We start from the raw sequence: 15,039 nt of genomic DNA, 5'->3' as shown, positions 1-15,039 counted from the left end.
GATGACATTGATGTTCCGCCGCCCGGCCGCGTCAACCCGCCTTGGTCAGACATCCCGGAGCAGCTCGGCCGCCAGGGCCCGGGTGACGGGGCGGCCGAGGCGCAAGGCCTCGCTGTCCAGCAGGTCCACAGCCCGTCGGGCGGCGGCCGAGGACCGCTCCAGGCGAGTGGCGAGGTAGCTGACCACGCTCTCGTCCACCGCGAGCTGGCGGTCGGCGCAGAACTTGACGATCAGGCCGCGGAAGAGCTGGTCGTCGGGCGGCAGCAGCGAGACAACGGGGACGGCGCGGAGCCGCGAGCGCAGGTCGGCGAGCTCGATCTCGAGAGACGCGGGCACCTCGCGTCCGGTGAAGAGGACGTAGGCGCCGTCCTCGCGGGCCAGATTCATCAGATGGAACAGGGCGCGCTCGTCGAATTCCCTGGCTTTGGGATCCTCGACCACCAGCGCGCCGGTGGCGAGCGCAGCCGGGACGGCCTCGGCGGTCAGCCCATTGGCCGTGGTCGAGCGGGCGCCTGAAGCCTCGGCCCAGATCGCGGCGAGATGGCTCTTGCCGCTTCCTTCCGGGCCGGCCAGCCACATGATTCGGTTCGGCCATTCCGGCCAGGCGTCGATGAGGGCAAGACCGGCGGCGTTGACGGGGCCTTCGAGGAAATTGTCCCGGCTCAGGCTCTCCGCATGCGGAAGCGAAAACGCCAACTGTCGGGGATGAACGCGGCCTGGCACGCTTGCTTTGCTCCGTGCCGGCGTGCCGGCTTCGTTTGACGAGATGCGACCTAATCGAGCGGGAGTTGGCCTTTTACGGGGCCGCTCCCAACTCACTTGGCCTCGATCGTGCTCATGTGCCGCAACCATTCGACAAGATAGAGCGACACGGAGGAGAGCGTGAAGACCGTGACGAGGCCCATCAGGATTATATCATAAGGACCGGGTTTGAAGCCGAAGGCGAGGGCGGCCAGCACCAGCGCCGCGAACGCCACCTGGGCCACAGTGTTGAGCTTGGATACCTTTGAGGGCTTCATCTCCACAGGTCGGTCGAACAGCCACGATATGATCACGGCGGCGACGATCATGATGTCGCGCGAGACCACCAGGATGACGATCCAGCGCGGAATCGCGCCCCAGATGCCGAGCGCCATGTAGATCGAGACCAGCAGCGCCTTGTCGGCGAGCGGGTCGAGCAAGGCGCCGAGCTCGCTCGTCATGTTGAAGCGCTTGGCAAGGAAGCCGTCGACCGCGTCGCTGATACCGGCGATCAGGAATACGGCGAACGCCACCTCCATTTGGCTCGACACGATGGCCCAGACGATGATCGGGACCAGCATGATGCGGCCCAAAGTAATGATGTTCGGTATACTCACACGGCGCTTCCCGGCACCCGGCCTGACCTCGAATTCGGCCCTTTGGAGGCTGAACCGGTTGATATCTCTACATAGTATACGGCGGCGCGCCATGCGAGCCATTGCGCGTCCCCGGAATTCGACGTAACCAGCCGCAAACCCACTGGAAATCGGGCATGACCGACCGCAAAAACGGCCTCACTTACGCCGATTCAGGCGTCGATATCGATGCGGGCAACCGCTTGGTCGACCTGATCAAGCCGATGGTGCGCGCCACCGCACGGCCCGGCGCCGACGCCGAAATCGGCGGATTCGGCGGCCTGTTCGATCTCAAGGCGGCCGGTTTCAAGGATCCCATCCTGGTGGCCGCGACCGATGGCGTCGGCACCAAGGTCAAGATCGCGATCGAGACCGGCCTGCATGGCGGGATCGGCATCGACCTCGTCGCCATGAGTGTCAACGACCTCGTGGTGCAGGGCGCCGAGCCGCTGTTCTTCCTCGACTATTTTGCCTGCGGGAAGCTCGATCCGGAGGCGACCGCGTCGATCGTCGCCGGTGTCGCCGAAGGCTGCCGCGAATCCGGCTGCGCCCTGATCGGTGGCGAGACGGCCGAGATGCCCGGCCTCTACAAAGACGGCGACTACGACCTCGGCGGCTTTGCCGTCGGCGCCGCGGAGCGGGGCACGCTCTTGCCGCGCAAGGACATCGCCGCCGGCGATGCCGTGATCGGGCTCGCTTCGTCGGGCGTGCACTCCAACGGTTTCTCGCTGGTGCGCAAGATCGTGGAACAATCCGGCCTCGGCTTCGGGGCGCAGGCGCCGTTTGCGCCCGTCATGACGCTCGGCGGCGCGTTGCTGACGCCGACGCGTCTCTACGTCAAATCCTGCCTGCGCGCGATCCGCGAGACCGGCGCGGTGAAGGGGCTTGCCCACATCACCGGCGGCGGCTTCACCGACAACATTCCGCGCGTGCTGCCGAAGCATCTCGGCGTCGGTATCGATCTGGCGCGCCTGCCAGTGCTGCCGGTGTTCAAATGGCTGGCCGCGCAGGCCGGCATCGCCGAGCTCGAAATGCTGCGGACCTTCAATTGTGGGATCGGCATGATCGCGATTGTCGAGCCGGACAAGGTCGAAGAGGTCGTGGAGATCTTCACTGACGCCGGTGAGACCGTGGCACAGCTCGGCAGCGTGATCCCGGCCGAGGGCGAGCACCGCGTCGTCTATAACGGCCATCTCGACCTGGCGCTGTAATGACCGGCGCTGTAATGAAACGCCGCGTCGCCATCCTGATTTCCGGCCGTGGCTCCAACATGGCTGCGCTGATCAAGGGCGCGGCCGCGCCGGATTTTCCGGCGGAGATTTCGCTCGTCATCTCGAACAAGGCCGATGCGCTGGGGCTGGAAAGGGCCAAAGCGAGCGGCGTGAAGACGCTGGTGATCGAAAGCAAGCCGTTCGGCAAGGACCGCGCCGGCTTCGAGAAGGTGCTGCAAGCAGCACTCGATCAGCACGGCATCGAGCTGATTTGCCTCGGCGGCTTCATGCGCCTGTTCACGGCCGAATTCACCAAGGCGTGGTACGGGCGGATGCTCAACATTCATCCCTCGCTGCTGCCGTCCTTCCCCGGTCTCGACCCGCACGGCCAGGCCTTGCGCGCCGGCGTCAAGCTGTCCGGCGCGACGGTGCACTTCGTGATCCCCGAGACCGACGCCGGCCCAATCGTGATGCAGGGCGCGGTTCCCGTCAGCGACGACGACACGGCGGACACGCTGTCGGAGCGTATCCTTGAAGTCGAGCACCGCATCTATCCCGCAGCACTGAGCCTGCTCGCGACCGGCAAGGTCCAGATCGAGGGCGATGTGTGCAAGACCGCGGGCAGCGGGCCGTCGGAGAATTTTCTGGTTTCGCCGTTGGTGCGGTGAAGCGCCGTCGCACTCGGAATACTTCTCATTCCACAAAAAACCCCCGGCAGAGCCGGGGGCAACGTCATGATCTCTTGCGCAGACCGCGAGAGAAATCAGGAAACCTTGAGGTTCTCCGCGGATGCCTTGCCGCGGTTCTCCACGAGATCGTATTCAACCACCTGATTTTCATTGAGGGTCGAGAGTCCGGCGCGCTCGACGGCGGAGATGTGGACGAAGACGTCCTTGTCACTGCCGTTCGGCTTGATGAACCCATAGCCCTTGGTCGGGTTGAACCATTTGACGGTGCCCTTTTGCGGCATCCTCAGTCTCCTCCGCTAGATACAAAAACGACGCGGCCGCTTTTCGCGTGCCACGCCACAAACGGGCTTCCGGTAGTCTGTTCGAGTCTTGAGTCTCAAAGTCGCGAAACGCACAGTCGAGCGGCCAATTCCGATTGTGTCCGATATTGCAACATGAAAATCGCCCCTTAGCAAGCCGCGCGCGAATTTCAAGACTTCGACCCGAGTGCCCGTCCGCAATTTGCGACCTGTGGCCGCGGAACCACAATCGGAAGCAATGCCTTTGCCGGGACGCGCCAGCCGGTTGACCCTCAGTAACAGTTCGGAACAAATCGCGGCACGCGTGCGCCGCTCCTGTTGCTTTTTTGCGCGCCGCCCTTTGCTTCAGGATTTGTCGCCATGTGCTGCATTTCGCAGCCCTCAGAGACACGGCAGGCGATCAGGCTGAACCGCGTCCGCTGGATCGCGGCTGCCGTGGCGTTTGCTCTCATCATGGTACTGTCGACGACATCAGGCTTTGCGCAGAGTCCCACGCCCACGCCGACCCCGACACCCACGCCGTCACCGACGCCGATTCCGATGCCAATTCCGATGCCGACCGCGACCAATTACGACCAGTCGGCCGGCAACAGCTCGCTCAATCTCGGCTCGAATTTCCTGGAGCGGCTCGGAAACCAGGCATCTGGCGGCGTCAACCGGGCGTTTCGGACCAATCCCGGCGGCGGCGGCGCGTCGGCGAGCACGGAAGACCCGCGCTACCGCACCTGGTTCGAGGGTTATGGCATCTCGGTCCGGACGGATGCGCAAGGAGACTTTGTCGGGGACAAGCGCAAGACGTTTGGCGGTGTCGCAGGCTTTGGCGCGCGGCTCGCGCCGGGTGTCAATCTCGGCTTCTCCGTCGACCAGAGCCACACCGATATCGACGTGCCGCTCGCACTTCAGTCCGCCACGCTGGATCTGACGCAACTCGGCTTCAGCGGCTCGGTCGACAAGGGCCCCTGGACCTGGACCTTCGCGGTGGTGCACGGCTTCGGCAAGGTCCGCTCCAGCCGGGATACTGGCCTGGGACTTGCGACCGCGGGTTATCGCGCCGCAATCGACGGCGCGCTGACCGAGATCAGCTATTACTGGACCAAGGACCACATGCGCATCGTGCCCAAGGGCGCACTGGAATATGTCCGCGCCACCAGCGTCGCGTTCCAGGAGGTTGGCGGCCTCGATCCACTCAATGTCGGCTCGACGGCGCTCTCGCGCGCGCGCGTCATGATCGGAGCCGAGATCGGGCGCTACTTCATCTTCGACCAGAAGATCCTGGACCTGTCCGCCTACGGCAAGTTCGTCGACAATTTCTATCAGAACCTGGGATCGGTGCAGGTCAGCCTCGGGACCCAGAGCATCGTCGTGCCCGGCATCGGCGAGAGCCGCTACGGTACGGATGCAGGCGCCTCGGCCTCGCTCAGCCTGACCAACACGGCGCGGCTCTACGTCAACTACGACGGCAAGTTCCGCAACGAGCTGACGTCGCACCAGGGCACGGTCGGCTTCGAATATCGGTGGTGAAGCGAAGCCTGCCCGCGTCGGCCCAGAGGAGGATCCCGGAAAACTGCGAAGCGGTTTTACGAAAGCATCATGCTCGAGCTTTAAGTCGGCATTGCCGCGACATAACCCGTCAATCCAAAGGCCGCGCGCGCGGCCGTCATCATCGGCGCCAGCGCGTTCGGGTGGATGAACTCGTCGCGGAAACAGGGATGGATCTTGGGATCGAAGATTTTCTTCAGCCAATCGACCACGATCTTGTGGCGCTCGGAGGCGCGGAACTCCTTATGATAGGTGAGCCAGAGATCGGCGTGGTGGCTGACGCCGAGATCGACGGCAACCAGCGGGGCGCCGAGCGCGATCGAAACCGTCGGCAGGAATCCGATGCCGGCGCCGCGCTCCACCGCATAGAGCACGCCGACCGAGGAGTTGGTCTTGATCCCGACGATGCCCTCGAGCGACTTCAGTCCGAGCACGCGGGCGTAGGCGCCGTCGTCGACCTGCGGGGCGCTCTGCTTGATGATGCGGTGGTTCTTCAGCTCGGCCAGGGTCGCGGGCACGCCGTAGAGGTTTTCGTACTCCTTGGAGACGAAGGGATAGATGTGCAGGCGGCCGAGCTTGGCGACGATCAGATCGGGATTGGTCGGCGGCTCGAGCTGGATCGCGATATCGGATTCGAGCCGCGCGACGTCGGCCTGTTCCATCGCGCAGCGCAGGTCGACGGTGATCTTGCGATAGGTTTTCTGGAAATCGATCAGTCGCGGCAGAATCCAGAAATTGCCGGGGCCTTCCGTCACCGCGACGCGCACGGTGCCTGACATATCGTTCGACGATCGCGAAGCACGCCGGAACACATTGAAGGCATGACGCTCCATGTGCGCGACGTCGGCGATCATCGCGCTGCCTTCGTCGCTGAGCGTGAGCCCGCTCTGGTCGCGCAGGAACAGCTTGCAGTCGATGCTCTCTTCGAGCCGGTCGATCCTGCGCATCAGGGTGGTGGAGGTGAGCCCGAGCTCCTCGGCGGCGTTGCGGAAGCTTTTATATTTTGCGCAAGCTAAAAACAGTTTCAAATCGTCCCAGGACATGTCCAGGGTTTCTTCACGGTGCTGCATCACCGCAGCACCCCGGTGCAATAACTGCTGCATACGCCTGATCCCCAGCCGCTAAGCTCATCGCCATAGCGGGGCACGAAAGCCGCGAACGATAGAGGGGCGACATGAGTATGGAAAGGGGCTCGTTTGCCGCAAGGCATGATTTCGACGCGCTGCCGCTCAGTCCGGATGTCGACGTCCGTCGCGCCAAATTTTCCGAAATCGCCGCGCTTTCGCAGTTGGCGCACCGGCTGGTGCCGGGCGTTCGGATCGGGGCGACTGAGCTTGCAAAATATTTCGCCTTCGATCCCGAGAGCATCCTGACTTTCAGCCGGAAGGGCAACCTTGTCGGCGGCATGGCCTTCCTGTTTCTCAACGATCGCGGGCATGATGCGTTGCTGCTCGACGAGATCTGCCTCACCGCGCCGGAGACGCGCTATCTCGCGTCCGCGAAGGAAGACGTTTCCGCTATCTACATCTGGGCGATCGCGGCGACGGGGCGCGGCGTCGCCGGTCTCGGCAAGGCCGCGGCTCATCTTAGACAGCTAAGGTTTCGCAACGCGGATTGCTATGCGCAGCCGTCAACCGTGGCCGGCCGCGACATCATGAAAGCGACAGGCTTCGAGCCTGTTCCAAGCTTCCAACCCGACCTCTGGTGCTACGAGCGGCCCTGGCATCGGCAGCCGATGCGCATGCCGAGCGCGATCATCCAAGCAAGGAGTTTTGCAGATGCACGGTACTAGGATTCCTCTCGCCAAGCCCGATTCCCGCGCCATCACCATTCGCCTCGCGCGCGATCTCACCGATCTCATGCTGGTCACCTCGATCCGCTCAGCCGTCTATCTCGCCGAGCAGGATTGCCCGTTCGATGAAGAGTTCGACGGCAACGACATGGTTGCCGCGCATTTCATCGGCTATGTCGGCAACGAGCCTGCGGGCTGTCTGCGGGTGCGGTTCTTCGGCGATTTCGCCAAGGTGGAACGGCTTGCGGTGCGGCACCAATACCGGCGGTCGCGCGTCTCGTTCAAGCTGGTACAAGCGAGCGTCGACTATGTGAAGCGCAAGGGCTTTCGCAAGATCTACGGCCAGGCGCAGGACCGGCTGGTCGATTTCTGGGCCCATTTCGGCGCCAAGCCGCTTGGTCACAATCGCAAGATCACATTTTCCGACTTCTCCTACACAGAAATGCTGCTGGAGATCGAACCGGGTCCGGATGCCATTACGCTGGACAGCGATCCTTACGTGATCATCCGCCCCGAGGGCGATTGGGACCGGCCGGGCGTGCTCGACGCCTCGGCAGGACGGGCTGTGACGTCGCCGCTGCGGGACGTCGCGCTCGCTGGTCGTTGAAACTGGTGCAGCTGCGCGCAAAACCATGCTGGTTTCCATCACAGACGATCCGCCGATCCTGGTCTGCACGGATCTCCAGGTCGAATATCTGACCCCCGGACGTCGCCACGTCATCCTCGAGGGCGATGCCGCAACGGCGCGCTGCGTGGAACTGCTGACGTTCTGGCGCGACAATCTCTGGCCGGTGATGCATCTGAAGCGCATCGCGCAGGCGGCCTGGTTCAATCCGGCATCCAAGCTGACCGATTGGATCGCGGAGGCGAAGCCGCGGCCGGGAGAAATGACCTTCGAGCACCCGCTGCCGTCGGCCTACAGTTCGGCGCGGTTTGTGGACTACATGTCCAATATCCGCAATGTCCGTTGCGTGCTCGCGGGCTTTTCCCTGGACGAAACCGTCCTGGCCACCGCTATTGACGGGTTTCACCGCAGTCATCGCTTCCAGGTGGTGGCCGACGCGGTGGCCTGCCGGCAGCCGGGGACTGGCGATGCTGCCGCCTACAAGCATGCGGTAGTGAATGTGATCGGGAATTTTGCTACAATCCAGTCCAGCGCCGAACTGATCAGAACCAGCGGCGCCGTTGCGGTGTAGGCGGCCGCGATCGACGGATGGAGTGGGACATTGTCACGGGGAGATCAGCTCGAGGAGCTGGCAAGCGACCTGTCGCGTGCCGCCGAGGCGGCACGCCGTCTTGGTCTGCCAACGACGGTGTATCTGCTCTCGATGGCGCTGGTGGAGGTGCGGGAGGCCGCTGCCGCCGATAGCGATGGGAATGACGACGGTGCGGCGTGACAGCTGCCCGATGTGCGGCTTTGTGCAACGCAGCTGAGCGCTTCCTGCCGACGAATTGACGTTGCAAGTTTTGCGCGGTGGCAATAGCCAAGGAGCTGGATCATCGAGTGATGACGCTGGCCGCGCCGGCGACGTGACGCTTTCAAGGATTCCTGCAAATGTCCATGCTGCCCAATTCGCAAGAGGCCCGGGATGTGGCCTACCAGCTCCATCCCTACACCAACGCGCGCGCCCATCAGCAGGCCGGTCCCCTGGTGATCGAACGCGGCGAGGGGCCTTACGTGTTCGATGCGTCAGGCAAGCGCTATTTCGAGGCGATGGCAGGCCTGTGGAGCGTCGGACTCGGCTTCAACGAGAAGCGGCTGGTCGACGCCGCGCACAAGCAGATGCTGGCGCTGCCGTTCTATCACACGTTCTCCGCCAAATCGCACGGGCCCTCGATCGATCTCGCCGAGAAGCTGGTCGCGCTCGCGCCTGTTACGATGAGCAAGGTGTTCTTCACCAATTCCGGCTCGGAGGCCAACGACACTGTTCTGAAGTTGATTGCCTATCGTTCCAATGCGCTCGGCCAGCCACAGCGCAAGAAGGTGATCAGCCGGATGCGCGCCTATCACGGCGTCACCATCGCGTCCGCCAGCCTCACCGGGCTGCCGAACAACCACCGCTCTTTCGACTTGCCGCTCCCGAACATCCTGCACACGGGCTCGCCGCATTTCTACAAGGATGGCGCGCCCGGGGAGAGCGAGGAAGCGTTCGCGACGCGGCGGGCCGAGGAACTCGATGCGCTGATCCAGAAGGAAGGCCCGGACACGATCGCTGCGTTCTTCGGCGAGCCGGTGATGGGCGCGGGCGGCGTCATCGTGCCGCCGGCGACCTATTGGGACAAGATCCAGAAGGTGCTGAACAAGTACGACATCCTGTTGGTCGCCGACGAGGTCATCTGCGGCTTCGGCCGCACCGGCAAGATGTTCGGCTGCGAAACCTACGGCATCAAGCCCGACGCCATCGTGGTCTCCAAGCAGATCACCTCGAGCTATTTCCCGCTGTCGGCCATCATGATGAACGATCGCATGTTCGAACCGATCGCCGACGAGAGCAACAAGATCGGCGTGCTCGGCCACGGCTTCACCGCGGGCGGCCATCCGGTCGGCTCGGCGATTGCGCTCGAGAATTTGAAGATCATCGAGGAGCGGGGCCTGGTTGCGCACGCCGCCGAGCTCGGTGGCTACATGCAAGGCAAGCTGCGTGAACTCACCAGCCATCCACTGGTGGGCGAGGTCCGCGGTGTCGGCATGATCGCTGCGATCGAACTGGTGCTGGACAAGGCGCGCAAGACCGCAGCGGCAACGCCGGGCGCCGTCGGCGGCATGGCCAGCCGCATGCTGCAGGAGCGCGGCGTTATCTCGCGCAACATGCTCGATGCCATTGCCATCTGCCCGCCGCTGATCGTCACCAAGACTCAGATCGACGAGCTGGTCGCGGCGATTTCAGGTGTGCTGGACGACATGAAGCCGGAAGTGGCGAAGCTGACGCCGGCGTAGGGACGGCGCTTCACGCGTGAGCGTAGCGCTCTATCACACCCCCGGTGTCGTCCTGGCCTAGTGCGCAATTGCGCACTAGGCCAGGACGACATCGGGAGGCATCGGGGCTATTCCGCTCGCTGAACCCCGATCACGCGGCCTTTCTCGACCGCCAGCGCCAGCTCGCCGCGCTTCAGTTTCAGGGCGGCCTCGCCGAACAGCTCGCGGCGCCAGCCGCGTAGCGCCGGCACGTCGGCCTCGTCGTCGGCCGCAATCTCCTCGAGATCGTCGACGGTCGCAATCACCTTGCTGGCGACCGCATGGCGCTCCGCGGTCATGCGCAGCAACACCTTCAACAGTTCGACGATCGCGGCGCCATTGTTATTGTTGCGCGGCTTTTCCAGCTTCGGCAGCGTGGCGTGATCGCGCGCCAGCCCGCGCTCGACAGCGGCGACGATGTCGGCGCCCCATTTGGATTTCTCAAAACCCTTCGGCACGGAGCGCAGGTTTGCGAGCTTCTCGATCGTGTTCGGCGCATGGGTCGCGATGTCGCTGACGGCCTCGTCGCGCAGCACGCGGCCTCGCGGCACGTCGCGGCTCTGCGCCTCCTGCTCGCGCCAGGCGGCGACCTCCATTAGGACCGCAAGGTCCTTGGGCTTGCGCACCCGCGTCTTGAGCCGTTCCCAGGCGCGCTCGGGATGGAAGTCGTAGGTCTTGGGCGAGGTCAGGACTTCCATCTCGATCGAGACCCATTCGCTGCGCCGGCGCTTTTTAAGGTCGGCATCGAGCGCTGCGAACACGTCGCGCAGATGCGTGACGTCGGACACGGCGTAGTGCATCTGCTCCTTGGTCAGCGGCCGGCGCGACCAGTCGGTGAAGCGGTGGGTCTTGTCCGGGCGGTGTCCGGTGACCTTCTCGACCAGGGCGTCGTAGGCGATGCTGTCGCCGTAGCCGAGCACCATGGCCGCGACCTGGGTATCGAACACCGGGTGCGGGATGATACCCGCCTGGTGCCAGATGATCTCGATGTCCTGGCGGGCGGCGTGGAACACCTTCAACACGCCCTCGTTGCCCATCAGCTCGAAGAACGGCTTGAGGTCGATGCCCTCGGCCAGGGTGTCGATGACGATTGCTTCCTCGGCGCTGGCCATCTGCACCACGCACAGCAGCGGGTAATAGGTGGTCTCGCGCAGGAACTCGGTATCGACGGTAATGACGGGGTGCTTGGCCAGCCGGCTGCAGGCAGCCGCAAGGTCAGCGGTGGTGGTAATCAAATCCATGAACGGCCCATGACAAGTCCATCAGCCGTTCTGCCGAAAGCGCTGTGATGTCAAGGGGCTCGAAGCGAATTCGAGCCTTGCATTTGGACCGGAATCGCATTTTCCGACGAAAATCCTATTCGTAGCGGACCCGCCGGGAGGGTTTGCGCGCGCAGGGCAGTGCCACCACGACCACGCACATGGCGACCAGCGCCAGCCCCAGGAACTCGAAAACCAACAGATCCACGGCAAAATCCCCCAGCAACATTGCTAAACTTGTCGGGGGCGAATTGAGGGTCTGTTAATTCTCGTGGTTACCGGCGGCGGGTCGGGCCGGATGGTGGACGGGGGGTTAACGGCCGCGGCATGCTATGCAGGCGTCACGGCATCAGGCGTCAGGTCATGAGCTTCGGCAGGGCGGCCGCCAAGGCGTCCACGGCGGCGCGAACTTTCGGCGGCATCCGGGGCGAGCGTGGCCAGAGCGCGTGGCAGTCGTAGAGAAATCCCGGCTGACCGCTCAACAGAGTGACGAGTGTACCGGCGCGTAGGCGTTCGCGGACTAGCCAGTATGGCAGCCAGGCCAGTCCCATCCCCTGTGACGCGGCGTCCGCGATCGCGTCGAGATCGTCGAGCCTGAGCCTTCCCGCCGGCACGATTTCGCTCGGAGGCTGGCCCTCGCGGGGAAACAGCCACGGCCGGACGCGTCCGGAGCGGCGATAGATGATCGCCTGATGCTGGGCAAGATCGTCGAGCGATTTCGGCTTGCCGTTGGCGCGCAAGTACGAGCGCGTGCCGCACACCACCATGCGCTGGCTTGCGATGCGCCGCGTCATCAGGCCGGATTGATCGTGTAGATCGCCGGTCCGGATCGCAAGATCGTAGCGGCCCTCGATGATGTCAGCGATCGGGTCGCCGAACGAGAGATCGAGCTCCAGATGGGGATATCGTCGCGCGAGCTTCATCAGCAAGGGGGCGATGCAGTGCCGGCCCAGCAGGGCAGGCATGGTCACGCGGAGCCGGCCACGCGGCTCGGACAATTCGTCGGAAGCGACGGCGTCGGCGGCCACGGCTTCAGCGAGCACAGTGCGGCAGCGCTCGTAGTAGGCTTGGCCTGTCTCGGTCAGGCTCTGGCGCCGTGTGGTGCGGTTGAGGAGGCGGACGCCGAGGCGCTCCTCGAGGAAACGAACGTGCTTGCCGACCATTGGCGCCGACATTTCGAGCGCATCGGCGGCAGCGGCGAACGAGCCTACATCAACCGCCTTGACGAAGACGGCCATGCTGGTCAGGCGGTCCATGATTGCAAACTCCTGGTTTCGACTGTTCACCCCTCTGCACGCTTTATCCGGCGCCGCCCGGTTGGCATAGCTCCATTGAATTCAATTGTTTTGGATGTGTTCATGGCGCGCGTCGTTCGCTTCCACAGACATGGTGGCCCCGAGGTGCTGCGCATCGAGACCGTCGACGTCGCGCCGCCAGGGAGGCGCGAGGTGCAGATCAGGGTCAAGGCGCTCGGGCTCAATCGCGCGGAAGCGCTCTTGCGGAAGGGGACCTATATCGAGACCGCGACCTTTCCGTCCGGCCTCGGTCTCGAGGCCGCCGGCATCGTCGAGGCGATCGGCGAAGGCGTGAGCGGCTTCTCGCCGGGCGAGGTCGTCAGCATCGTGCCGCCCGTGTCGATGGTGCGATGGCCGGCTTATGGCGAGCTCGTCACGTTTCCGGCGGAGTTCGTCGTGAAGCACCCGCCCGAGCTCGGCTTCGACGCCGCGGCCGCGGTATGGATGCAATATCTGACGGCGTTCGGCGCTCTGGTCGATATTGCTGGGCTGGAGCGAGGGGAGTCCGTAGTCATCACCGCGGCGTCGAGTAGCGTCGGGCTTGCAGCGATTCAGATCGCGAACCGGATCGGTGCGATCCCGATTGCAGTGACGCGAACCTCGATCAAGCTGCAGGCCCTGCGCGATGCTGGCGCCGCCGACGTTATCGCCTCCGTGGAAGAGGACATCCGGTCACGGCTGCAGGACATTGTTGGCTCAAACGGCGTTCGCGTGGTGTTCGACGCGGTCGGCGGTCCCATATTTGGGCCGCTCACCGCCGCGATGTCGCCGGGTGGCGTTCTCATCGAATATGGCGGCCTGAGCCCAGAGCCAACGCCGTTTCCGCTGGTCAACGTACTGACCAAGAGCCTGACGCTGCGCGGCTATCTCGTGCACGAGATCATCCGCGACCCCGCGCGGCTTGCTAAGGCGAAGACCTTCATCCTCGACGGGCTGCGGGACGGCGCATTGCAACCGATCATCGCCAAAACGTTTCAGTTTGAGGAGATCGGCGAAGCGCATCGCTTTCTGGAGTCAAACGAGCAGTTCGGCAAGATCGTGGTAACGATCTGAGCGAATGATCGTCTTGAACAAACGATTTCGGCACCCCCGCATCTGGATTAGGCCTTCGGCTCGTCCACGTGCGCACCGAGCTTGCCTCACGTCCCGCAGAACGTCTGCAGCACCCGCTGCTCCGGCAGCGGCGGATCGGCGTAGGCTGCATAGTCCGGCTGGCCCTCGAACGGTTTAGCCAGCACCTTCACGAATTCCTCAAACGGCGTGTAGTCGTCATCGTTGACCGCGGCCTGGATCACGGCCTCGACGCGGTGGTTGCGCGGGATGAACATCGGGTTGACGGCGTGCATGGCGGCTTGCCGTTCGGCTGCGGTTTGCGGCTCCAGCGCCGTGCGCTCGTGCCAGCGCCTGGCCCACTCGTCGAACGCCGCGGGGTCCATGAATTGCGCGCGTGCATCGTCAGCAGCCGGATCGCCAGCGGCGTCGCCGAGTTTGCGGAAGGTGAGGGTGAAGTCGGCCTGGTTCTTGGCCATGGCGTCCAGCAGGTCCTGGATCAGCGCGTCGTCGCCGTCGCGCTCCGTGAACAGGCCGATTTTCTTGCGCAGGCCCGCCTGATAGGCGTCGCTGAACGTGTCGGAGAAGGCGCCAAGAATGTCCTGGGCCTCGGCGACCGCCTTTTCCTGATCCTCGGAAAACAGCGGCAGCAGGCATTCGGCAAGCCGGGTCAGATTCCACAGCGCGATGCGCGGCTGGTTGGCATAGGCGTAACGGCCCATCTCGTCGATCGAGGAAAACACTTGCGACGGATTGTAGGCGTCCATGAAGGCGCACGGACCGTAATCGATGGTCTCGCCTGATATCGATGAGTTGTCGGTGTTCATCACGCCGTGGATGAAGCCGACCAGCAGCCAGCGTGCGACCAGATCGGCCTGGCGTGCGACGACGCCACCGAGCAGCGCGTGATAGGGCCGCTCGGCGCCGAGCAGCTCCGGATAGTGCCTGGCGATGACGTGGTCGGCGAGCCGGCGAATGGCATCGGTGTCGCGGCGGACGGCGAAGAACTGGAAGGTGCCGACGCGGATATGGCTCGAGGCGACGCGGGTGAGCACCGCGCCGGGCAGCGCGGTCTCGCGGATGACGTGCTCGCCGGTGACGACGGTAGCGAGTGAGCGCGTGGTGGGGATGCCCAATGCGAACATCGCCTCGCTGACGATGTATTCGCGCAGCACCGGCCCGAGCGCGGCACGGCCGTCGCCGCGGCGGGAGAATGGGGTGGGACCGGAGCCCTTGAGCTGGATGTCGCGGCGGATGCCGTCCTTGTCGATGACCTCGCCGAGCAGGACCGCCCGTCCGTCGCCCAGCTGCGGAACGAATTGCCCGAACTGGTGGCCGGCATAGGCCATGGCGATCGGATCGGCGCCGGCGGGAACCGTCTTGCCGGCCAGGATTTCGGCGCCCTCAGGGGTTTCCAGCACATCAGGATCCAGCCCGAGCTGGACCGCCAGCGGCCGGTTCAGCTTGATCAGCCGGGGCGCTGCCACCGGCGTCGGTGCGACCCGGGCGAAAAAGCTGTCCGGCAGCGCCGAATAGGAGTTCTGGAACGGGAAATGGACTGTCATGGCCTCAA

Annotated in this window: 16 protein-coding genes; 9 read left to right on the top strand and 7 right to left on the bottom strand. The window is 64.2% G+C overall.

Annotated features, from left to right (window positions below; genetic code table 11):
* Positions 1 to 45: 45 nt before the first annotated feature.
* Positions 46 to 723: a P-loop NTPase family protein gene (locus tag IVA93_RS20980; RefSeq protein ID WP_085352943.1), complete on the bottom strand. Its 678-nt coding sequence runs from the start codon at positions 721 to 723 to the stop codon at positions 46 to 48.
* 92 nt (positions 724 to 815) lie between these two features.
* Complete coding sequence (locus IVA93_RS20975; RefSeq protein WP_026233129.1) at positions 816 to 1,358, bottom strand: CDP-alcohol phosphatidyltransferase family protein; 543 nt, start codon at positions 1,356 to 1,358, stop codon at positions 816 to 818.
* A 155-nt stretch (positions 1,359 to 1,513) separates the two neighbouring features.
* Here IVA93_RS20975 and purM point away from each other — a divergent pair, with 155 nt between their 5' ends.
* Positions 1,514 to 2,587 carry a phosphoribosylformylglycinamidine cyclo-ligase gene (purM, locus tag IVA93_RS20970; RefSeq protein WP_085352944.1) on the top strand — a complete coding sequence of 358 codons (1,074 nt, stop codon included), beginning with the start codon at positions 1,514 to 1,516 and terminating at the stop codon, positions 2,585 to 2,587.
* 14 nt (positions 2,588 to 2,601) lie between these two features.
* The gene (gene purN, locus IVA93_RS20965) at positions 2,602 to 3,255 is read left to right on the top strand and encodes a phosphoribosylglycinamide formyltransferase (protein ID WP_085352946.1); all 654 of its coding nucleotides are present in this window, start codon (positions 2,602 to 2,604) and stop codon (positions 3,253 to 3,255) included.
* A gap of 95 nt (positions 3,256 to 3,350) precedes the next feature.
* Here the strand turns inward: purN and IVA93_RS20960 are convergent, their stop codons facing one another.
* Entirely contained in the window at positions 3,351 to 3,557 is a 207-nt protein-coding gene (locus tag IVA93_RS20960; RefSeq protein WP_007591938.1) for a cold-shock protein, read from the bottom strand.
* Between the two features lie 378 nt (positions 3,558 to 3,935).
* Here IVA93_RS20960 and IVA93_RS20955 point away from each other — a divergent pair, with 378 nt between their 5' ends.
* Positions 3,936 to 5,096 carry an autotransporter outer membrane beta-barrel domain-containing protein gene (locus tag IVA93_RS20955; RefSeq protein ID WP_247453842.1) on the top strand — a complete coding sequence of 387 codons (1,161 nt, stop codon included), beginning with the start codon at positions 3,936 to 3,938 and terminating at the stop codon, positions 5,094 to 5,096.
* A gap of 80 nt (positions 5,097 to 5,176) precedes the next feature.
* On the opposite strand, the gene IVA93_RS20950 is transcribed toward IVA93_RS20955, so the two are convergent.
* Positions 5,177 to 6,217 (bottom strand): LysR family transcriptional regulator, encoded by a 1,041-nt coding sequence (locus tag IVA93_RS20950; RefSeq protein ID WP_018456281.1) that lies wholly within the window; start codon positions 6,215 to 6,217, stop codon positions 5,177 to 5,179.
* Between the two features lie 71 nt (positions 6,218 to 6,288).
* Between IVA93_RS20950 and IVA93_RS20945 the strand changes: the two genes are divergently transcribed.
* The 5 genes from IVA93_RS20945 to IVA93_RS20925 all read left to right on the top strand — a co-directional run bounded on the left by IVA93_RS20945 (position 6,289) and on the right by IVA93_RS20925 (position 9,844).
* Positions 6,289 to 6,906 (top strand): hypothetical protein, encoded by a 618-nt coding sequence (locus IVA93_RS20945; RefSeq protein ID WP_026233132.1) that lies wholly within the window; start codon positions 6,289 to 6,291, stop codon positions 6,904 to 6,906.
* Positions 6,893 to 7,513, top strand: coding sequence for a GNAT family N-acetyltransferase (locus IVA93_RS20940; RefSeq protein WP_018456283.1), 621 nt, complete (start codon positions 6,893 to 6,895; stop codon positions 7,511 to 7,513). Before IVA93_RS20945 ends, IVA93_RS20940 begins: the two co-directional genes overlap by 14 nt.
* Positions 7,514 to 7,538: 25 nt before the next feature.
* Positions 7,539 to 8,102: an isochorismatase family protein gene (locus IVA93_RS20935; RefSeq protein ID WP_247453841.1), complete on the top strand. Its 564-nt coding sequence runs from the start codon at positions 7,539 to 7,541 to the stop codon at positions 8,100 to 8,102.
* A gap of 30 nt (positions 8,103 to 8,132) precedes the next feature.
* On the top strand, positions 8,133 to 8,303 hold the full coding sequence (locus tag IVA93_RS20930) for a hypothetical protein (protein WP_007609402.1): 171 nt from the start codon (positions 8,133 to 8,135) through the stop codon (positions 8,301 to 8,303).
* Positions 8,304 to 8,461: 158 nt separating this feature from the next.
* Complete coding sequence (locus IVA93_RS20925; RefSeq protein ID WP_018456285.1) at positions 8,462 to 9,844, top strand: aspartate aminotransferase family protein; 1,383 nt, start codon at positions 8,462 to 8,464, stop codon at positions 9,842 to 9,844.
* 107 nt (positions 9,845 to 9,951) lie between these two features.
* Here the strand turns inward: IVA93_RS20925 and rnd are convergent, their stop codons facing one another.
* The gene (gene rnd, locus IVA93_RS20920; protein ID WP_018456286.1) at positions 9,952 to 11,103 is read right to left on the bottom strand and encodes a ribonuclease D; all 1,152 of its coding nucleotides are present in this window, start codon (positions 11,101 to 11,103) and stop codon (positions 9,952 to 9,954) included.
* Between the two features lie 374 nt (positions 11,104 to 11,477).
* A complete protein-coding gene (locus tag IVA93_RS20915; protein ID WP_085352952.1) occupies positions 11,478 to 12,377 on the bottom strand; it encodes a LysR family transcriptional regulator in 900 nt (299 codons plus the stop codon).
* A gap of 102 nt (positions 12,378 to 12,479) precedes the next feature.
* Between IVA93_RS20915 and IVA93_RS20910 the strand changes: the two genes are divergently transcribed.
* Positions 12,480 to 13,469 (top strand): zinc-dependent alcohol dehydrogenase family protein, encoded by a 990-nt coding sequence (locus IVA93_RS20910; RefSeq protein WP_247368347.1) that lies wholly within the window; start codon positions 12,480 to 12,482, stop codon positions 13,467 to 13,469.
* Positions 13,470 to 13,555: 86 nt separating this feature from the next.
* On the opposite strand, the gene IVA93_RS20905 is transcribed toward IVA93_RS20910, so the two are convergent.
* Positions 13,556 to 15,031, bottom strand: coding sequence for a protein adenylyltransferase SelO (locus IVA93_RS20905; protein ID WP_247368344.1), 1,476 nt, complete (start codon positions 15,029 to 15,031; stop codon positions 13,556 to 13,558).
* Positions 15,032 to 15,039 lie beyond the last annotated feature (8 nt).

Source organism: Bradyrhizobium sp. 155, assembly GCF_023101105.1.
Lineage (GTDB): Bacteria > Pseudomonadota > Alphaproteobacteria > Rhizobiales > Xanthobacteraceae > Bradyrhizobium > Bradyrhizobium canariense_D.
This window is presented reverse-complemented; position numbering and strand designations above follow the sequence as displayed.